21 protein-coding genes are annotated in these 19900 nt (G+C 61.4%); 13 read left to right on the top strand and 8 right to left on the bottom strand.

What is annotated here, in order from left to right; all coding sequences use genetic code 11:
• Positions 1-79: 79 nt before the first annotated feature.
• The 11 genes from DK870_RS16305 (at position 80) to yegS (ending at position 10253) form a co-directional block, all read left to right on the top strand.
• Positions 80-454, top strand: coding sequence for a chemotaxis response regulator CheY (locus DK870_RS16305; protein ID WP_160385018.1), 375 nt, complete (start codon positions 80-82; stop codon positions 452-454).
• 19 nt (positions 455-473) lie between these two features.
• Positions 474-1262 carry a protein phosphatase CheZ gene (locus tag DK870_RS16310; RefSeq protein WP_060756018.1) on the top strand — a complete coding sequence of 263 codons (789 nt, stop codon included), beginning with the start codon at positions 474-476 and terminating at the stop codon, positions 1260-1262.
• An 11-nt stretch (positions 1263-1273) separates the two neighbouring features.
• The gene (locus DK870_RS16315) at positions 1274-3520 is read left to right on the top strand and encodes a chemotaxis protein CheA (RefSeq protein ID WP_161549133.1); all 2247 of its coding nucleotides are present in this window, start codon (positions 1274-1276) and stop codon (positions 3518-3520) included.
• Between the two features lie 49 nt (positions 3521-3569).
• Entirely contained in the window at positions 3570-4703 is a 1134-nt protein-coding gene (locus DK870_RS16320; RefSeq protein ID WP_161549134.1) for a chemotaxis response regulator protein-glutamate methylesterase, read from the top strand.
• Positions 4703-5443, top strand: a complete 741-nt coding sequence (locus DK870_RS16325; RefSeq protein ID WP_161549135.1) for a flagellar motor protein — start codon at positions 4703-4705, stop codon at positions 5441-5443. Before DK870_RS16320 ends, DK870_RS16325 begins: the two co-directional genes overlap by 1 nt.
• A gap of 193 nt (positions 5444-5636) precedes the next feature.
• Positions 5637-6524, top strand: a complete 888-nt coding sequence (gene motD, locus DK870_RS16330) for a flagellar motor protein MotD (RefSeq protein ID WP_060756014.1) — start codon at positions 5637-5639, stop codon at positions 6522-6524.
• 50 nt (positions 6525-6574) lie between these two features.
• Positions 6575-7363: a ParA family protein gene (locus DK870_RS16335; protein WP_060756013.1), complete on the top strand. Its 789-nt coding sequence runs from the start codon at positions 6575-6577 to the stop codon at positions 7361-7363.
• On the top strand, positions 7363-8169 hold the full coding sequence (locus DK870_RS16340; RefSeq protein WP_060756012.1) for a CheW domain-containing protein: 807 nt from the start codon (positions 7363-7365) through the stop codon (positions 8167-8169). The genes DK870_RS16335 and DK870_RS16340 overlap by 1 nt, the downstream gene beginning before the upstream one ends.
• Before the next feature lie 79 nt (positions 8170-8248).
• A complete protein-coding gene (locus tag DK870_RS16345) occupies positions 8249-8731 on the top strand; it encodes a chemotaxis protein CheW (protein WP_060756011.1) in 483 nt (160 codons plus the stop codon).
• Complete coding sequence (locus DK870_RS16350) at positions 8732-9124, top strand: DUF2802 domain-containing protein (RefSeq protein WP_060756010.1); 393 nt, start codon at positions 8732-8734, stop codon at positions 9122-9124. It abuts the gene before it with no gap.
• Between the two features lie 208 nt (positions 9125-9332).
• Positions 9333-10253, top strand: coding sequence for a lipid kinase YegS (gene yegS / locus DK870_RS16355; RefSeq protein WP_090369542.1), 921 nt, complete (start codon positions 9333-9335; stop codon positions 10251-10253).
• Here yegS and DK870_RS16360 read toward each other — a convergent pair.
• The 3 genes from DK870_RS16360 to DK870_RS16370 all read right to left on the bottom strand — a co-directional run bounded on the left by DK870_RS16360 (position 10212) and on the right by DK870_RS16370 (position 12566).
• Positions 10212-10871 carry a response regulator transcription factor gene (locus DK870_RS16360; RefSeq protein WP_060756008.1) on the bottom strand — a complete coding sequence of 220 codons (660 nt, stop codon included), beginning with the start codon at positions 10869-10871 and terminating at the stop codon, positions 10212-10214. The two genes, yegS and DK870_RS16360, sit on opposite strands and share 42 nt — an antisense overlap.
• On the bottom strand, positions 10868-11761 hold the full coding sequence (locus DK870_RS16365; protein WP_060756007.1) for a sensor histidine kinase: 894 nt from the start codon (positions 11759-11761) through the stop codon (positions 10868-10870). Before DK870_RS16365 ends, DK870_RS16360 begins: the two co-directional genes overlap by 4 nt.
• A 355-nt stretch (positions 11762-12116) precedes the next feature.
• Complete coding sequence (locus tag DK870_RS16370) at positions 12117-12566, bottom strand: hypothetical protein (protein ID WP_178126874.1); 450 nt, start codon at positions 12564-12566, stop codon at positions 12117-12119.
• Between the two features lie 554 nt (positions 12567-13120).
• On the opposite strand from DK870_RS16370, the gene DK870_RS16375 reads away from it, so the two are divergent.
• Together DK870_RS16375 and DK870_RS16380 are read left to right on the top strand one after the other, a co-directional pair.
• Positions 13121-14047, top strand: coding sequence for a chemotaxis protein CheV (locus DK870_RS16375; RefSeq protein ID WP_060756006.1), 927 nt, complete (start codon positions 13121-13123; stop codon positions 14045-14047).
• 196 nt (positions 14048-14243) lie between these two features.
• Positions 14244-15050 (top strand): MOSC domain-containing protein, encoded by an 807-nt coding sequence (locus DK870_RS16380; RefSeq protein WP_161549136.1) that lies wholly within the window; start codon positions 14244-14246, stop codon positions 15048-15050.
• Between the two features lie 48 nt (positions 15051-15098).
• Here DK870_RS16380 and DK870_RS16385 read toward each other — a convergent pair whose 3' ends face one another.
• The 5 genes from DK870_RS16385 to atuD form a co-directional block, all read right to left on the bottom strand.
• Complete coding sequence (locus DK870_RS16385) at positions 15099-15383, bottom strand: pyrimidine/purine nucleoside phosphorylase (protein ID WP_060756004.1); 285 nt, start codon at positions 15381-15383, stop codon at positions 15099-15101.
• A gap of 63 nt (positions 15384-15446) precedes the next feature.
• Positions 15447-15989, bottom strand: a complete 543-nt coding sequence (locus DK870_RS16390) for an exonuclease domain-containing protein (protein ID WP_060756003.1) — start codon at positions 15987-15989, stop codon at positions 15447-15449.
• Between the two features lie 97 nt (positions 15990-16086).
• Positions 16087-17976, bottom strand: coding sequence for an acetyl/propionyl/methylcrotonyl-CoA carboxylase subunit alpha (locus tag DK870_RS16395; RefSeq protein ID WP_161549137.1), 1890 nt, complete (start codon positions 17974-17976; stop codon positions 16087-16089).
• Entirely contained in the window at positions 17973-18734 is a 762-nt protein-coding gene (locus DK870_RS16400; protein ID WP_161549138.1) for an enoyl-CoA hydratase/isomerase family protein, read from the bottom strand. Before DK870_RS16400 ends, DK870_RS16395 begins: the two co-directional genes overlap by 4 nt.
• Entirely contained in the window at positions 18731-19888 is a 1158-nt protein-coding gene (gene atuD / locus DK870_RS16405) for a citronellyl-CoA dehydrogenase (RefSeq protein WP_161549139.1), read from the bottom strand. The genes DK870_RS16400 and atuD overlap by 4 nt, the downstream gene beginning before the upstream one ends.
• Positions 19889-19900 lie beyond the last annotated feature (12 nt).

A 19900-nucleotide genomic window follows, 5' to 3' on the forward strand; every position in this document is an offset into this window, starting at 1 on the left:
GTAACGCCTGTTGATTGAAATGGCGCGTCCAGGTGCTGGGCGCGTTTAAGACTGCTTGGAGGTCGAATTGGACAAGAACATGAAAATCCTCATCGTTGATGACTTCTCAACGATGCGGCGGATCATAAAAAATCTGTTGCGTGACCTTGGGTTCACCAACACGGTCGAGGCGGATGACGGCCTTACGGCGATCCCGATCCTCAACAGTGGGAGCATCGACTTCCTGGTAACAGACTGGAACATGCCGGGCATGACCGGTATCGACTTGTTGCGCCACGTGCGCGCCGACGAAAAATTGCGCAGCCTTCCCGTGTTGATGGTGACCGCCGAAGCCAAGCGTGAACAGATCATCGAAGCCGCCCAGGCTGGGGTCAACGGTTACGTGGTCAAGCCATTCACTGCACAGGCGTTGAAAGAGAAGATCGAAAAAATCTTCGAGCGCATCCACGGCTAACGCCATCGCAGGGGGAGCTATGGAGCATACAGAATCATCACAGAAAGACTTTGAGTCGACTCTGAAAAAACATGCCCACCAGTTGGTCGAAAGCCTGGAAAAAGGTCAGTTCGGCGACGCGGTGCAGTTGATCCATGAGCTCAATCAGACGCGTGACCGCGGCCTGTATCAGGAAGTGGGCAAGCTGACACGTGAGCTGCACAGTGCGATCGTCAATTTTCAGATTGACCCGCACATGCCCCAGGCCGAAGAAATTTCGCAAATCACCGATGCCACCGAACGCTTGTCCTATGTGGTCAGGCTGACTGAGGCGGCGGCCAACCGCACCATGGACCTGGTGGAAAACGCCACGCCGCTGGTCAACGGCATGGCCAACGAAGCCCAGGCCCTCAGCGTTGACTGGGGCCGCTTCATGCGCCGCGAAGTGGGCGCCGAAGAGTTTCGTGAATTGGCGCGTCGGGTTGAAGGTTTCCTGTCGCGCAGTGAGCAGGACAACCGTACGGTTTCCAGCAACCTCAACGACATTTTGCTGGCCCAGGATTACCAGGACCTCACCGGTCAAGTGATCAAGCGTGTGACCCAGTTGGTCACCGAAGTGGAAAGCAACCTGCTCAAATTGGTGCTGATGGCCGGCCAGGTCGACCGCTTTGCCGGTATCGAACATGACCGCGCAGCGATCCTTTCGGAAAAAGATCCACAAAAACATCTCGCCAAGGGTGAAGGTCCGCAGATTCATGCCGATAAACGTGAAGACGTCGTATCCGGTCAAGATGACGTAGACGATTTGCTGTCCAGTTTAGGCTTCTAAGGAGCACCCACATGAGCTTCGGCGCCGATGAAGAGATCCTTCAGGATTTCCTTGTAGAGGCCGGCGAAATTTTAGAGCAACTGTCCGAGCAACTGGTCGAGCTGGAAAGCCGCCCGGATGATGCGAACCTGCTCAATGCAATTTTTCGCGGTTTTCACACTGTAAAAGGGGGCGCCGGCTTCCTCCAGCTCCATGAGCTGGTGGAGTGCTGCCACATCGCCGAGAACGTGTTCGACATCCTGCGCAAGGGTGAGCGTCACGTTGATTCGGAATTGATGGACGTGATTCTCGAAGCCCTGGATGCGGTCAATGGCATGTTCAGCCAGGTCCGTGAACGCGCGCCGATCACGGCCGCCACGCCCGAGCTGCTGGCCGCCCTGGCGCGCTACGCAGAGCCTGCCGATACCTCGGCCGCGCCGGCGGTGGAAGCCGCCCCGGAACCGGAACCGGTTGCCGAACCTGAGCCGGATGTGACCGATAGCGAGTTCGAGCAACTGCTCAACTCCCTCAGTGCGGCGAAGGCCGAAGCCGAAGCTCCGGCGGCACCTGCTGCCGTGCCGACCAGCGAAGACATCACCGACGCCGAATTTGAATCCTTGCTCGACCAGTTGCATGGCAAGGGCCAGTTCGCCGCCGATGCCGTGGCGCCTGCTGCAGCTTCCGAAGCGCCTGCGGCCCCGGCCAGCACCGACATTACCGACGACGAATTCGAAGCGTTGCTCGACCAACTGCACGGCAAAGGCACGTTCGCGGCCGAAGCCCTGCCGGAAGTTGCCGCGACAGCGGCTGCGCCGACGGCTGCCAAGCCGCCTGTTACGCCGCCTGCCAGTGCGCAGCCAGCCGGCGACGGGCTGATTTCCGAGCACGAATTCGAAGCCTTGCTCGACGAATTGCACGGCAAGGGCAAGTTCAGTGAAGTACCCCCGGCGGCGGCTGCGACCGCTACCCCGGTAGCGGCGAAACCTGCACCTGCACCTGCTGCTGCACCTGCTGCCGCCAAGCCGGCTCCTGCTGCTGCGCCGGCCGCTGCAGCGCCTGCACCGGCGCGTGCCGCCGCTGCACCAGTGGCCGAAAAGCCGGCCAGCGAAGCTGAAACCACGGTGCGCGTGGACACGGCGCGGCTGGACGACATCATGAACATGGTCGGCGAGCTGGTGTTGGTGCGTAACCGCCTGGTACGCCTGGGCCTGAGCAGTGGCGACGAGTCGATGCAGAAGGCCGTGTCGAACCTCGACGTGGTCACCGCCGACCTGCAGACCGCTGTGATGAAAACGCGGATGCAGCCGATCAAGAAAGTCTTCGGCCGCTTCCCGCGCCTGGTTCGTGACCTGGCGCGCCAGCTCAAGAAAGAGATCAACCTGGAGCTGGTGGGGGAAGAAACCGACCTCGACAAAAACCTGGTCGAGGCCCTGGCTGACCCGCTGGTCCACTTGGTGCGCAACGCAGTCGACCACGGCGTCGAAACCCCTGAAGAACGTGAAGCCTCGGGCAAGTCCCGCGGCGGCAAGGTGATTCTGGCGGCCGAGCAAGAAGGCGACCATATCCTGTTGTCGATCACCGATGACGGCAAGGGCATGGACCCGACCATCCTGCGCAACATTGCAGTCAAGCGCGGTGTGATGGACAAGGATGCCGCCGACCGTCTGACCGACACCGAGTGCTACAACCTGATCTTCGCCCCGGGCTTCTCGACCAAGACCGAGATTTCCGACGTGTCTGGTCGTGGCGTCGGCATGGACGTGGTGAAGACCAAGATCAGCCAGCTCAACGGCTCGATCAATATCTACTCGACCAAGGGCCAGGGCTCGAAGATCGTGATCAAGGTGCCGTTGACCTTGGCGATCATGCCGACCCTGATGGTGATGCTGGGCAACCAGGCGTTCGCGTTCCCGCTGGTCAACGTCAACGAGATCTTCCACCTCGACCTGTCGCGCACCAATGTGGTGGATGGCCAGGAAGTGGTGATCGTGCGTGACAAGGCGCTGCCGCTGTTCTACCTCAAGCGCTGGCTGGTTGCGTCTGCTGCCCATGAAGAGCAGCGCGAAGGCCACGTGGTGATCCTGTCCGTGGGCACCCAGCGTATCGGCTTTGTGGTCGATCAACTGGTGGGCCAGGAAGAAGTGGTCATCAAGCCTTTGGGCAAAATGCTGCAGGGAACCCCGGGCATGTCGGGTGCGACCATCACCGGTGACGGTCGGATCGCGCTGATTCTCGATGTTCCGAGCATGCTCAAGCGTTACGCCGCTCGGCGTATTTGATTCTGGTGGGGGTTGGGCAATCGTGCCCGCCCCACCTAACGGAGTGTTTATGGCAGTCAAGGTCCTGGTGGTGGACGATTCGGGTTTCTTCCGCCGCCGCGTCTCGGAAATTCTTTCCGCCGATCCGACCATTCAGGTGGTCGGCACGGCCACCAACGGTAAAGAGGCGATTGATCAGGCCATTGCGTTGAAGCCGGACGTGATCACCATGGACTACGAGATGCCGATGATGGATGGCATCACGGCAGTTCGCCACATCATGCAACGCTGCCCGACCCCGGTATTGATGTTCTCGTCGCTGACCCATGAAGGTGCCCGGGTAACCCTGGATGCGCTGGACGCGGGTGCGGTGGACTTCCTGCCGAAGAATTTCGAAGACATCTCGCGCAACCCCGAGAAGGTCAAGCAGATGCTGTGCGAGAAGGTGCACAGCATTTCCCGCAGCAACCGCCGCAGCCTGTTCAGCACGCCTGCACCTGCACCTGCACCTGCGCCAGTGGCGGCACCTGCGCCGACCAGTTCCTCATTCGCGCGTCCGGCGCCTGCGCCAGTGGCGCGGCCCGCCGTGGCTCCCGTCCGTGCTTCGGCGCCGAGCGCTCATTCGCCCGCGCCCAAGCGCAAAGCCTACAAGCTAGTGGCTATCGGTACCTCAACCGGCGGCCCGGTCGCCCTGCAACGCGTATTGACCCAACTGCCGGCCAACTTTCCGGCGCCGATAGTGCTGGTGCAGCATATGCCCGCCGCGTTTACCAAAGCCTTCGCCGAACGTCTGGACAAGCTGTGCCGCATCAGCGTCAAGGAAGCCGAAGACGGCGACATCCTGCGTCCTGGCCTGGCGTTGCTGGCGCCGGGTGGCAAGCAGATGATGGTGGATGGCCGTGGCGCGGTGAAAATCCTGCCGGGCGATGAACGCCTTAACTACAAGCCGTGCGTGGATATCACCTTCGGTTCGGCGGCCAAGTCCTACGGCGACAAAGTTCTGGCGGTGGTGCTCACCGGCATGGGCGCCGACGGCCGTGAAGGTGCACGCCTGCTCAAGCAGGGGGGCAGCACGGTCTGGGCCCAGGATGAGGCCAGCTGCGTGATCTATGGCATGCCCATGGCCATCGTCAAGGCCGACCTGGCCGACGCCGTGTACAGCCTGGACGACATCGGCAAGCATCTGGCGGAGGCCTGCCTCTGATGGATGTGTTGAGCTTGATCGGTATCACCCTGGCGTTTGTCGCGATCATCGGCGGCAACTTCCTCGAAGGCGGCCACCTCGGCGCCTTGGCCAACGGCCCGGCGGCGTTGATCGTGATCGGCGGCACCGTGGGCGCAGCCTTGCTGCAATCGCCCCTGAGCTCGTTCAAGCGTGCCATGCAGATTCTGGTGTGGATCATTTTTCCACCGCGTATCGACCTGCTCGGTGGCATCGATCGTGTGGTCAACTGGAGCCTCACCGCGCGCAAGGAGGGCCTGCTGGGTCTGGAAGGCGTGGCCGATGCCGAGCCCGACAGCTACGCACGCAAAGGCTTGCAGCTGCTGGTGGACGGCGCCGAGCCGGAAGCGATCCGCAGCATCCTCGAAGTGGATTTCTACACACAGGAAAGCCGTGACATCAACGCGGCCAAAGTCTTTGAAAGCATGGGCGGCTACGCGCCGACCATTGGCATCATCGGTGCGGTGATGGGCCTGATTCACGTCATGGGCAACCTGGCCGATCCGTCGCAATTGGGCAGCGGCATTGCCGTGGCATTTGTCGCCACCATCTATGGCGTGGCCAGTGCCAACCTGGTGCTGTTGCCGGTGGCCAGCAAGCTCAAGTTGATCGCCATGCGTCAGTCACGTTACCGGGAGATGCTGCTGGAAGGTTTGCTGTCGATTGCCGAGGGCGAGAACCCGCGCTCCATCGAATTGAAGCTCCAGGGCTTCATGGATTGATGGCGATGGCTATCAACCTGTGGCGAGCGAGCTTGCTCGCGCTGGGCTGCGAAGCAGCCCCAATACAGCCTACCTATTTCTTCAGATGGAGCGCGTCGCCTGGTTTTGGGGCCGCTTCGCGTCCCAGCGCGAGCAAGCTCGCTCGCCACAATCACAATGAAGCGGTCAATCTTGGTCAGAGAGGTGTCTGCCTGTGAGCCGTCGCCGTCGCGAGCCTGAAGAACACGTCAATCATGAGCGCTGGCTGGTGTCCTACGCGGACTTCATCACCTTGCTGTTCGCGTTTTTCGTGGTGATGTATTCCATCTCGTCGATCAACGAAGGCAAGTACAAGGTCATTTCCCAGGCGCTGATCGGGGTGTTCAACGACACTGATCGCTCGATCAAGCCGATTCCCATCGGTGATGAACGACCCAAGACCGTGACCCCGGCCAAGCCGCTGGTCAACGACAGCGATGAAGTCGCCGCCGGTATCGGCGGCACCAGCGACCCGCTCAAAAGCATCGCCGACGATATCAGCGCCGCGTTCGGTGACCTGATCAAGTCCAACCAGATGACCGTGCGCGGCAATGAGCTGTGGGTGGAGATCGAGCTTAATTCCAGCCTGCTGTTCGCCAGTGCCGATGCCATGCCCAGCGATCAGGCGTTCACCATCATCGACAAGGTGGCGGCGATTCTCAAACCGTTTGAAAACCCGATCCATGTCGAAGGCTTTACCGACAATTTCCCCATCAACACCGCGCAGTACCCGACCAACTGGGAGCTCTCATCCGCCCGCGCCGCCAGTATCGTGCGCATGCTGGCGATGCAGGGTGTGAACCCTGAGCGCTTGGCGTCGGTGGGCTATGGTGAGTTCCAGCCGGTGGCCAATAATGCGACCGCCGAAGGCCGCGCACGTAACCGCCGTGTGGTATTGGTGGTGTCGCGCAACCTCGATGTACGCCGTAGCCTGACGGGTACGGGAACGGCTAATGCAACACCGGATGCGGCATTGAGGCGGGCTGGCACACAAACTGCACCGCCTGTGGTCAAGCCGCCGGTTCGGCAGGGGAGCGTCAATTCCCCGTCACTGGCTCAATAACTGATGCAATGTCTCGGTCGCGCTTTTGCCCACCGGGAGGAACCAACCGAATGAGAGTCTGGGCAGTTGCCAATCAAAAGGGTGGAGTCGGCAAGACCACCACCTCCATCGCCTTAGCCGGCTTGCTGGCCGAAGCGGGCAAGCGTGTGGTCGTGGTCGACCTCGACCCCCATGGCTCCATGACCAGCTATTTCGGCTACGACCCGGATGCGCTGGAGCACAGTTGCTACGACCTGTTCCTGCACAAGGGCAGCGTACCCAGCGACTTGCCGGGGCAATTGCTGCTGCCCACCAGTAACGAAAGCATTTCCCTGCTGCCCTCCAGCACCGCGCTGGCGACCCTTGAGCGCCAGTCGCCGGGGCAGAGCGGGCTGGGCCTGGTGATCGCCAAGACCCTGGCGCAGCTGTGGCAGGACTTCGACTACGCCATTATCGACAGCCCGCCGTTGCTCGGCGTGCTGATGGTCAACGCCTTGGCGGCCAGCCAGCAACTGGTGATCCCGGTGCAGACCGAGCACTTGGCCGTCAAAGGCCTGGAGCGCATGGTCAGCACCCTGGCGATGATCAACCGCTCGCGTAAACAGGCGCTGCCGTTCTGCATTGTGCCGACCTTGTTCGACCGCCGTACCCAAGCGTCCCTCGGCACCTTGCGGGTATTACGCGATGCCTACCCGGACACCATCTGGAATGGCTACATCCCGGTCGACACGCGCTTGCGTGACGCCAGCCGCGCGGGCCTGACGCCCTCGCAGTTCGATGGCAAAAGCCGTGGCGTGCTGGCTTATCGTGCGTTGCTCAAGCACCTGCTGGCCCAGCAGCTTGTAGCGCAGGTGGCTTGATGAACCGTCCTGTCAAACTCAAGACCCGGCCGCAATTGGCACTGGAGTCCTACCTGGACGCCTTGCTGCAGGATGCGACCGAGGAACCCTTGCCGGAGCCGGTGCTGGAACTTGAACCGGCCATCGCCGCAGACACTATGCTGGATGAATTCCAGCTGGCCGTATTGGAAGAGCAGGCGCGTGACGCCCATGTCGTGGTCGCCCCTGTGGTGGTGCCGGTCGTGGCGGCAGTGCCGGTTGTGGCGCCGGTCGAGCCGGTCGTGGTTGAGCCCGTTGCAGACGTGCACCTGCCACCGAGCATCACACCGCCGCCGGACACCGGTGACGGCCGCCCATCCTGGGCCGCCGAGCCCTTCGAATGCCTGTTATTCGATGTCGCCGGGCTGACCCTGGCGGTGCCGTTGGTGTGCCTGGGTTCGATCTATTCTCTGGAAGGCCAGGAACTGACACCGTTGTTCGGGCAACCGGATTGGTTCCTCGGCATCCTGCCCAGCCAGGCCGGTAATCTTAAAGTGCTGGATACCGCCCGTTGGGTGATGCCCGACCGCTACCGCGACGATTTTCGCCAGGGCTTGCAATACGTGATCTCGGTGCAGGGCTACGAATGGGGGTTGGCGGTGCATCAAGTCAGCCGCTCGTTGCGCCTGGACCCGAACGAAATCAAATGGCGCAGCCACCGTGGCCAACGACCCTGGCTGGCAGGCACCGTGATCGAACATATGTGCGCATTGCTCGACGTCGCCGAACTGGCCGAATTGATCGCCAGCGGTGCCGTCAAGTCGATGCCTGCGCACCCGCGCAGTTGATTGAACAATAAGGCCCGCATGCGAATGCGGTTAGCGAAGCACACACGCCGGTTGAGCCGGCATTGAAGGGGTTCTAAGCATGAACAAATCAGCGTCCGCACAAGGTTCGGAAGATCCAATCCTGCAATGGGTTACCTTCAAACTGGACAACGAAACCTACGGTATCAACGTGATGCGCGTGCAGGAAGTGCTGCGCTACACCGAGATCGCTCCGGTTCCGGGGGCGCCAAGCTATGTGCTGGGCATCATCAACCTGCGCGGCAACGTGGTGACGGTGATCGACACCCGCCAGCGTTTTGGCCTGGACACGGTCGAAGTCAGCGACAACACGCGTATCGTGATCATCGAAGCCGACAAGCAAGTGGTCGGGATCATGGTCGACAGCGTGGCGGAAGTGGTTTACCTGCGCCAGTCGGAAGTGGAAACCGCGCCGAACGTGGGCAATGAAGAATCCGCCAAGTTTATCCAGGGCGTATGCAACAAGAACAACGAGCTGCTGATTCTGGTTGAGCTGGACAAGATGATGAGCGAAGAAGAATGGTCGGAACTGGAGAGCATCTGATTGTTCTTCGAGGCGGCGGTGATTGTCCTGGCCCTGTTGTGGGCCGGGACTTTGGCTTTCCTGCTGCGCTACCTGCGCCAGCAACGGGAATTGGCCCAGCAGCAGGCTGAGCGCGATGCCTTGCGTGACCGACGCATCATCGATCTGGTCAAGCGTGTTGATCACTTCCAGCAAACGACGGTGAAGGTGGGGGATGAGGTGCATGAACTGCGCGCCATCCTCGGGCCATTGCCGGACAAGCTGGCGCAGATTGAACAGCGTGACCCGACGAGCTTGTCGTTCGCCCAGGCGGCGAAGTTGGTCGGCATGGGCGCTACGGTGGATGAGCTGACGCAGTCGTGTGGGTTGACCCAGGCGGAGGCGCAGTTGATGAGCAAGCTTCACAAGAGCTGAGTGGGTCCTTACCTGTGGGAGGGGGCTTGCTCCCGATTGCAGTGGGTCAGGCACCCGATTCATCCACTGGCCCACCCTCATCGGCAGCCCCCTCGTACAGTGTCGTTGTTCGGGCCCAACGAATTAATTTCCCTCACCCAATGACTTTTTCCCCCTCACCGAATGTCCACATCCTTCAGGAACCCTCAACCCCTGGAGTCACCCACCCATGACCAGCCCCAAAGCTCTATTGATCCTTCACGGCAAACAAGCCTTGAACGAGGACGTGCGCGCGGCCGTACAGGCTCGGCGCGAGCAGGGTGATGAGTTGGCCGTGCGGGTCACATGGGAAGGCGGCGACGCCCAACGCCTGGTCAATGAAGCCCTGGCTGACGGCTACACCCACATCATCGCCGGTGGCGGCGACGGTACGCTGCGTGACGTCGCCGAAGCCATGGCCCGGGCCAAGACCGACGCCAGCCTGGTCCTGATGCCCCTGGGCACCGCCAACGACTTTGCCCGCGCCGCCGGCGTGCCGCTGGAACCTGCACAGGCATTGGCACTGCTGGACGTGCCACCTCGGGCCATCGACCTCGGCCAGGCCGGCGGGCAAATCTTCCTCAACATGGCCACTGGCGGCTTCGGCAGCCAGGTCACCGCCAATACCTCGGAAGACCTGAAAAAGGTCCTGGGCGGCGCCGCCTACCTGTTCACCGGCCTGACCCGATTCAGCGAATTGAAGGCGGCCTATGGTGAGCTGGAAGGCCCCGGCTTTCACTGGAAAGGTGATCTGCTCGCGCTCGGTATCGGCAACGGTCGCCAAGCGGGCGGTGGGCATGTGTTGTGCCCGGGCGCGTTGGCCGATGATGGCTTGCTGGATATCAGCATTCTGCCGGCGCCCCAGGAAGTGGTCGGCACTTTGCTGACCCTGATGAGTGACGGCTGGGGCCTGGACAATATGTTTGTGCGGGCACGCTTGCCCTGGGTCGAAATCAAGGTGGCCGAAGGGTTGTATATCAACCTGGATGGCGAACCGCTGCAGGGCGACGATTTGCGTTTCAGTGCGTTGCCCAAGGCCTTGCGCGTGCACTTGCCGCTGGGCTCGCCCCTAGTCGTCCAGGCTGATGATCTGCTCGCGAACGGCGAATAACACCAGGCCGGCGACGTCATAGATCTGCAGGCGCTTCATGATCTGCGAGCGATGGGCTTCCACCGTCTTGATGCTCAAGCCCAGCCCCTGGGCGATTTCCCGGGTGGATTTGCCGCGCACGATCAAGCGCAGGATCTCCAGCTGGCGTGCCGTGAGGGTGTGGTTGTGGGCGACGGGGGAGGCCGGCCCCTGGCTGCGGATCAATGCCTGGTTGATCACGGTGTGGGCAATGGCGGGACTCAGGTAGCGCTCATTGTTGCGCAGGGCCAGCAAGGCGTGTTCCAGCTCGTTGGCCGTGGTGTCCTTGAGCAGGTAGCCGTGGGCGCCGGACTCCAGCGCGCGCATGATCAACTCGGGGTCGGTGTGCATCGACAGGATCAGCACCTTGCTCTTGGGGTAGGCCGCTTTGAGCTGCTGCAAGGCATCCAGGCCACCGGTGTGTTTCATCGACAGGTCCAGCAGCACGATGTCCGGCTGCAAGGTGCTGAAGGCCTCCAGCACTTGCGCGCCATCGTCGGCTTCGCCAATCACGGTGTAGCCGGGGATATCCTGGATCAGCGCGCGCACGCCGGCCCGGATCAGAGCGTGGTCATCCACCAGGAGTAGTGTGCAAGTCACTCAAGAGCCTTAGGGGCGCTGGCCCGTTCGAGGGCGCGGGGCGCCCAGGGGAAAAGTGCGTCGATCCGTGTGCCCTGGCCGGGTTGGCTGTTGACGGACAAAGAGCCTCCCAGTTGATCGATCCGTTCGACCATGCCGGCCATGCCCCGCTGGCCCATCAGGCCCGGGTTGGGCGCGGGTGAAAAGCCACGGCCGTCATCGCAGATCATCAGCGACAAGCCTTCGGGCAGGCGCTGCAGGCGCACCCGCAGGTTCTGCGCCTGGGCGTGGCGGAGCATGTTGGTCACCGCTTCCTGGGTGATGCGAAAGGCGGCAACGGCCATTTCTTCGGGGATGCCGGTCAACCGTTGCTGGCATTCCAGGCTCCAGTGGATCGGGGTGTTTTCCAGGGTCTTGAGCAGGTGCGCGCGCAGGCTGGCTTCCAGGCCCAGGCTGGCCAACTGGCGCGGGTTGAGAATCGCCGATACGTCACGCACTTTGGCCAGGGTCTCATTCAGGGTATTGCATAGCACCGTGCATTGGCTTTGCAGGTCGTCCGGCAGTCGGCGCTTGAGCCATTCGCTTTGCAGTTTGGCGGCGGTCAGCAATTGGCCGATGTCATCGTGCAGGTCGCGGCTGAGCCGGTGGCGTTCGTTTTCCTGGACTTGCAGCAGGCGGTCGGCCAGTTCCTGGGGCTGGAACTTGATGGATTTGCGCGAGTGCCATTGCTGAACGCCCACCACGATCAAGGTGATGAGGTTGAGCAGAAGGATCGAGAGCGGCAGGGGGGCGTTGTGGCTATAGGCCCACAGGCTGACCAGCAACGAGCACAGGCACAAGGCGAGGACCAGGCGGCGGGCATTGCTGCGGGACACGGACCTTGTGATGAGTGACTTGAGGCTGGCGTACATAGCGGATGGAGCCAATGAAGGTTCGCTGCGGGAAAGCCGGTCATGGGGGGTGACAGGCCTTTGTTTGGAATACGGTGCCGAATCGTTTTTGGACATGATGAAGTTGAGTCACTTCGAGCGGGGCATAGTACCACCACTATTACCGTCGGTCGCCTGGCGCCTCGCTCGATTGGCTTATTAACCAAGCCAATACCCTGAGTGGTAATCCCAGAGTTCAAAGTGAGTGAGTAGTTGTATTAATGAACCGGGTTGCAGACATGGCTAATTGATATATCGGCCGCGCAAGATCGCCTCGACCGACTAACCCAAGGTCGTTTTTAGATAACTAACCGATTAAATACGACCTGGTCATTGCTCAAACCGTGTGGTGCGAACGTGATTGTGGCTTATTGCCGAAGTCTTTTTGTGGGATTTGCAAGGTGACCGTCGCAATCAGCGTTGTTTGTTCGCTTTCATCCAGCGCCAGTTCGCCGGTGCGCGTGTCGATCAACTCCAGTTGCCAGGCCAGCAGCGTCAGGCAGTCGTGCAGGGCGTCAAGTGCCTGATCATGCAATTGCATGGGGTTCACGGCGTTGGCAATCAGGCATTGCAGATGCCTGGAGAATTCACTGATCGCCTGCAATGCCAGACCTTCGGCTTTTTCCGCCAGCTTGGCGAGGCTGGCTTTCATGCAGTCGATGGCATCGCTGTCGTTGCGAATCAAATGCAGGTGGCTCAAGCACTCTTCCGATTTGGCCAGCAGCATTTCGGCTTCCAGCAGGAACTCGGGAAGTGTGGTTTGCCATTCGTTTGCGCTATTCATCATGTAAGTCTCCGCAACATAAGGTCGGGTGATGAGATGTCGCACCGGGTGAATGGCGTAAAACTACTGCTGAAATATGACTGGAATCTGTAGGTCGGTTCTGAGATTGCAGTAGGAACGTTATTGAATTGACCACAAAAGCCGCGCGTGGCCCTCGCTGTCCGGGGCGATTGCACAACTTTAGTTGCCGCCGACAGAGTGCCTGGAAGACCCGTGGGATGTGGGCTTGGTGTGGCAAACAAAAGCCTGACTCCATTCATGCAATGAGAATGGCGTCACATTAATGGCTATTAGATATCGCGAATATCAGGTTGGACCTGATTGTGTATAGGGGAATCCCTTATACGATGGAACCCTACGTCGATTCGGGTGTCGCGCGACGTTGCGGCAATGCCGGATGAAGGCGCAATTCAGTAAACCATGATGTCAGTGTGACATCAACTGATTTACGTGGCATTTTACTGGGGTCAAGGTCTGGCGATTGCCGCCGATAACTAGTCTTAACTGAGTTGCACAATTTCTCAGCGTGAATTCAACGCGCACATCAGGAGCTTTTAATGGCCGGCATTCTCGACACCGTAGATCAACGCACGCAGCTGGTGGGTGAGAATCGCCTGGAGATTCTCATGTTTCGCCTGGCCGGGCGGCAGTTGTTCGCGATCAATGTGTTCAAGGTGCAGGAAGTCCTGCAACTGCCCAAGCTGACCCTGATGCCCCAGCGCCATCCATTCGTGTGTGGCGTGGTCAACCTGCGGGGCCAGACCCTGCCGGTGATCGACCTGTCCCAGGCCATCGGCATGCGCCCGCTGGTGCCGGGGCCCGACAGCACCATTATCGTCACCGAGTACAACCGCTCGGTACAGGCGTTCCTGGTGGGGGGCGTGGACCGCATCGTCAACATGAACTGGGAAGCCATCCTGCCACCGCCGACCAGCGCCGGGCGTCAGCATTACCTGACCGCCATCAGCAAGGTCGATGATCAGTTGGTGGAAATCATCGACGTGGAAAAAGTCCTCGCCGAGATCGTGCCGTATAACGCCAAGGTCTCCCGGGAAAAACTCGAAGACCCGGTGCTGGAGCGCGCCCGTGGCCGCGAAGTACTGCTGGTGGATGACTCCAATGTCGCCCTGGCGCAACTGCGCGACACCCTCGGGCAGCTCGGCGTGAAGATGCACATCGCCAGCGACGGCCTCAAGGCCCTGAATATGCTCAAGACCTGGGCCGACAGCGGCCAGGTGATGACCGACAAACTGCTGATGATCTTCACCGACGCCGAAATGCCTGAGATGGACGGCTATCGCCTGACCACCGAGATCCGCAACGATCCACGCTTGCGCGGGCTCTATGTGGTGCTGCACACCTCGCTGTCGGGCAGCTTCAACGAGTCGATGGTCAAGAAGGTCGGCTGCGACAACTTCCTGTCCAAGTTCCAGCCGGACAAACTGGTGGACGTAGTCCGCCAACGCCTGACGCTGGATCTGTAGTGAGCGGGCTTGCCCCGCGCTGGGGGGCGCAGCCGCCCCAACAGGGACGCCGCGGTGTATCAGAAAAACCGAGGTGCCTGGATTTGGGGCGGCTGCGCCCCCCAGCGCGGGGCGAGCCCGCTCACTACAAGGGTGGTTTTGATTCTGGGGGGCGGCTCGTATAGGGTGGCGCTTTATCCTCCAGGAAAGCAGGCTCATGCTTCGTCTCAGCGCGTTGTACCGTTACCCTTTGAAGTCCGGCAAGGCCGAGGTCTTGCAGCGGATCGGCCTGGATAAACTGGGGCTGGAAGGGGACCGACGCTGGATGCTGGTGGACGAGGCCAGTGGGCGTTTCCTGACGCAACGAGCGGTGGCGAAGATGAGCCAGCTATCGGCGCTGTGGAACGCAGCCGGTGGCTTGACCCTCAGCACCCCAGGCGTTGCGTCGCTGGAAGTGGCCTTGCCTGGCAGTGACGCCGAGCTGCGCGGCGTGACCATCTGGCGCGACACCTTGCGCGTGCCGGATGCCGGGGATGCGGCCGCCGCCTGGGTCAGTGAGTTTATCGGCAAGCCCACGCGGCTGGTGCAGATGCCGCTGGCCCGCGCCCGTACCACCGAGGCGGGGTTCGGCAACGACGACGATCAAGTGGCGTTTGCCGACGGCTACCCGTTGTTGCTGATCGGCCAGGGCTCTCTGGACGATCTTTCGCGGCACGTTGGCCGCCCGATGGAGATGCTGCGTTTTCGTCCCAACCTGGTGATCGAAGGGGGGGAAGCCTTTGCCGAAGACGGCTGGAAGCGCCTGCGCATTGGCGACGTCGAGTTGCGCGTGGTCAAGCCGTGTTCACGCTGCATTCTCACCACGATCGACCCCGCCACCGGCGAGCGTAGTGCCGATCGCGAACCTTTCGCCACGCTCGATAGCTATCGCAAGACGGAAAGTGGCGCGATGTTCGGCCAGAACCTGGTCAACGATGGCATCGGCCATCTCGAAGTCGGCATGCCGGTCACGATCCTGGAATAAAAAATGCCCGTCTCCTGCGAGACGGGCATTTTTTTGTCGGGCTGAAACTCAGCCGCGGTATTCGCACAGGTAAGCGGTGTCCACCGCGACCTTCAGCTGGAACTTGCTGTTGGCCGGTACGTTGAACTGGCTGCCGGCGGCGAAGGTTTCCCACTCGCTGGCTTCCGGCAGTTTGACGGTCAGTGCGCCGGATACCACGTGCATGATTTCACGCTGGGCGGTGCCGAACTCGTATTCACCCGGGGCCATCACGCCGATAGTCGCCGGACCCTCTGCGGTGCCGAAAGCGATCGACTTGACGGTGCCGTCGAAGTACTCATTGACTTTAAACATGGGTGAATCCTCGGAAAAGGGTCTGGAAAGGTCGGCCAGTATGCCCAAGCCCGGAGGAGCTGCCTAGACCGGCAAAATCAACGGCAGCAGGCGCGCGGTGTTGCGTGCATCTTCCAGCGCGCGATGTTGCTGGCCATGGAACTGCATCCCCGCCAATTGCAGGGCGCCATTGAGCCCCAGCGGCTTGTCCAGGCGCCGGGCCTTGGCGAAGCGCTGCTTGAGATTGACGTGGGTCGTTTGCGCCAGGACGCTGGTCAGGTCATTGCGCTGCCATTCCAGTTCCAGTTGCACACGATCGTAGTCGCCCCAGCTGGCCCAGCCTTCCAGGCGTGTCTGATGCTGGCCCAGCCAGCGCTCGAACAGTGGCCACACCTCGCTGAGCGGGGCGGCAGCATCGATATTGGCCTGGGTGATATGGGTCAGTTGGCGGCAGAAGGGCGTCAGCAAGGGGCGACGCAGCGGCCGCACAAAGCGCTGGAAATGATCCAGTTCACGGCCCTGGCGGTTGACCAGGCTGGCGCCGATCTCGATGACTTCCATCTCCGTCACGGGCCAGCCGCCTTCATCCGTTGTGGCTTCAAGGTCAATAATCAGCCAATGAGGCATCGCGCAGGTTCCCGTACTCTTTGTTTCCTGATGGGGATAGAGCGTAGCGTGACCTTGTAGTTCCGCGCTGTTTTTTCATCGAGGCCCGAGGCCGCCGCTATTCGATCTCCAGCAGCACCTGGCGATTGCGCACCTGATCGCCGGTCATCACCTGCACGCCTTTGATGACCCCATCGATGCCGGCGGTGAGCGGATGCTCCATTTTCATCGCTTCGAGCACCAGCAGCAGTTGGCCTTTGGTGACGGTTTGCCCGGCGCTCACGCGGATGTCGACAATGGCACCGTCCATCGGCGCTTTGACCGTGCCGCTGCCGGCGCTCGTCTGGCGGCCGGCGACTGGCTGGGTGCAGTGGGTAATGCTGAGACCCGGCAGCCATAACCGGGTGCCCTCAAGGTGGTAGGCGACACGTCGGCGAATGCCGTCGAGTTCCAGGGTGGCATACCGGCCATTGGTGCTGAGTTGCAGGGGGGTGGCACTGACGTTGTGGATTTCACCGTTGACCTCCAGGCGGCAGGCCCAAGGCGCACTGGCGCTGGGATTGTTGCTCCAGCCCGCCAGAGCCGGTGCATGCGCACTGGCGCTGTGTTGATAAAACAGCGCGGCGGCCAGGGCGAGTTGTTCTTTTGTCGCGGCCTGAGGCGGGACTTCGCTGAAGTGTTCGGCGATAAAGCCGGTACTGAAATCGCCTGCGATAAAATCCGGATGCTTGAGCAGGTCGGCCAGCAACCGTTGGTTGGTGGTCACGCCCAGCAGAAGGGTGTCTTGCACTGCGCGCAGCAGCTTGCGTCGGGCCTCTTCACGGGTAGTGCCGTGGGCGATGATCTTGCCGAGCATCGCGTCATAGAACGGGCTGATGCGCTGGCCTTGCAGTACGCCGTGGTCAGTCCGCACACCGGCGGCCGGCTCCCAGCGCAGCACCTCGCCGGTTTGCGGCACAAAGCCCTGGGCCGGGTCTTCGGCATACAGGCGCACTTCCATGGCGTGGCCGCTCAGGCGCACATCGGCCTGTTCCAGCGGCAGCGGGTCGCCGGCGGCGATTTTCAACTGCCAGTCCACCAGATCCAGGCCTGTGATCAGTTCAGTGACCGGGTGTTCCACCTGCAGGCGGGTGTTCATTTCGAGGAAGTAGAACCGGCCGTCGCGGTCGAGCAAGAACTCCACGGTGCCCGCACCTACGTAATTCACCGCGCGCCCGGCCTTGAGGGCGGCTTCGCCCATGGCCAGGCGCAACGCGGGCGTCATGATGGGGCAGGGGGCTTCTTCGATGACTTTCTGGTGACGGCGTTGGATCGAGCAGTCGCGCTCGCCCAGGTAGATGAGGTTGCCGTGTTGGTCGCCGAACAGTTGGATCTCGACGTGGCGTGGGTCGATCAACGCTTGTTCGAGGATCAGTTCGTCGCTGCCAAACGCGTTTTTGGCTTCGGAGCGGGCGGTGTGCAGATTCTCCAGCAGGGCGTCGGCATCCTGCACAAGGCGCATGCCGCGCCCGCCGCCGCCGGCGCTGGCTTTGATCATCAGCGGGTAGCCGATGCGGTTGGCTTGCTGTTGTAGCGTGGCGTTGTCTTGTTGCTCGCCTTGGTAGCCCGCAACACAGGGCACACCGGCGTCGAGCATGGCGAGTTTGGACAGGCGTTTGCTGCCCATCAGTTCGATGGCCTCGACGCTGGGGCCGATGAAGGTCAAGCCGGCCTCCAGGCAGGCTTTGGCGAATCGGGCGTTTTCGGAGAGGAAGCCGTAGCCGGGGTGGATGGCGTCGGCGCCGGTTTTCCTGGCGGCATCGAGAATGGCCGGGATGTTCAGGTAAGACTGTTGTACGGGAGCGGGGCCGATGTTGACGGCTTCGTCGGCCATCTGGACATGCAGCGCCTCGGCGTCGGCGTCGCTGTAGACGGCCACGGTGCGGTAGCCCAGGGCTTGGGCGGTGCGCTGGATACGGCAGGCGATCTCACCGCGGTTGGCGATCAGGATTTTGCTGAATGGCATCATTTGCACCACCCTGGCTGACGCTTTTGTACAAAGGCCTGAGTCCCCTCAATCCCTTCCTCCCCCCTGACGGCCTCGGCAAACCACTGCGCCCCGCGATCCAACACACTCTCAAGCGGCTCATCGACACTGGCCAGCAACAGCGCCTTGGTCCGTCCATTCGCCCCGGGGGCGCACTTGAGCACCTCGCCCAACACCTCATCCAGACGCTGCGCCAGGGCCTGCGGATCCGTCTCGACAAAATGCACCACGCCCAACCGCTCAGCTTGCACCCCGTCAAACCGCGCCGCCGTCAGCGCCAACCGGCGTGCCTGGGTCAGCCCGATTCGCTTGACCACAAACGGCGCTATCTGCGCCGGCAGCAGGCCCAGGCGGGTCTCCGGCAAGCCGAACTGCGCCTGATGATCGGCAATCGCAATATCACTGACACACGCCAAGCCAAACCCGCCGCCCAGCACTGCGCCTTGCAACACCACGATCACCACCTGCGGCAGCGCTTCGACTTGCTGCAACAGCGTGCCGAACGCCCGATTCAACGCCTGTAACTGATCGCCGGCGTGGAGCATGTCCTTCACATCCGCGCCGGCACAGAAATGCCCGCCGACGCCCGTGATCACCAACGCCCGTATCTGGCTGTCCAGCCCTGCCAGCACCGTGCGCAGTTCATTGACCATTTCCAGGCTCATCGCATTGCGGCATTCGGGGCGGTTGAGGGTGATGTGCAGCACGCCGTGATGCGCTTCGAGCAACAGGGTGTTCATGACTTTTTACCGGGCAAGGTACCCATCAGTTTGCAGAGGATGCCCAGCATGATTTCATCGGCCCCGCCGCCGATCGACACCAGGCGCACGTCGCGGTAGGCGCGGGCCACCGGGTTGTCCCACATGTAGCCCATGCCGCCCCAGTATTGCAGGCAACTGTCGCTGACCTCGCGGCCCAGGCGCCCGGCCTTGAGCTTGGCCATGGAGGCCAGGCGCGTGACGTCCTGGCCTTTGATGTATTGCTCGGTGGCCTGGTACACCAGGGCGCGCAGGCATTCGATTTCGGTGGCCAATTCAGCCAGGCGAAAGTGGATCACCTGGTTGTCGATCAAAGCCTTGCCGAACGTCTGGCGCTTCTTGCAGTAGTCGATCGTGCTGTCAATGCAGTACTCCAGGCCCTTGATCATATTGGCCGCGCCAAACAGGCGTTCTTCCTGGAATTGCAGCATCTGCATCATGAAGCCCGCGCCTTCGTGGCCGATACGGTTGCGCTGGGGCACGCGCACGTCATCGAAGAACACCTGCGCGGTCTCGGAACTGTGCATGCCGAGTTTTTCCAGGGGCGGGCTGACACGGATGCCGGGCGTGTTCATCGGCACCATGATCAGCGACTTGTTGATGTGCGGTTTGTCGTCGGAGGTGTTGGCCAGCAGGCAGATAAAGTCGGCGCTGGAGGAGTTGGTGATCCACATTTTGCTGCCGTTGATCACGTAGTCGCCACCGTCCTTGCGCGCATGGGTTTTCAACCCGGCCACATCGGAGCCGGCGCCGGTTTCCGAGACGCCGATACAGCCCACTTGTTCGCCGCTGATGGCTGGCCGGAGGAACTCGTCGCGCAATTCATCGGAGCCGAAGCGGGCGAGGGCCGGGGTGCACATATCGGTTTGCACGCCAATGGACATGGGAATGCCGCCGCAACGAATAGTGCCGAATTCTTCGGCGGCGACAATCGAATAGCTGTAGTCCAGGCCCATGCCGCCGAATGCCTCAGGCTTGGAAATGCCCAGCAGGCCCAGCTCGCCGGCCTTGCGGAAGATGTGGTGGATGGGAAAGCGCCCGGCTTTTTCCCATTCATCCACATGCGGGTTGATCTCGCGGTCGACAAAGGCACGGACGGTGCGGCGCAGTTCCTGGTGTTCCTGGGTGAAGATCATTGTTGTTGTTCT

Origin of the sequence: Pseudomonas sp. Q1, assembly GCF_009935975.1 — a bacterium.
Taxonomy (GTDB): Bacteria; Pseudomonadota; Gammaproteobacteria; order Pseudomonadales; family Pseudomonadaceae; genus Aquipseudomonas; species Aquipseudomonas palleroniana.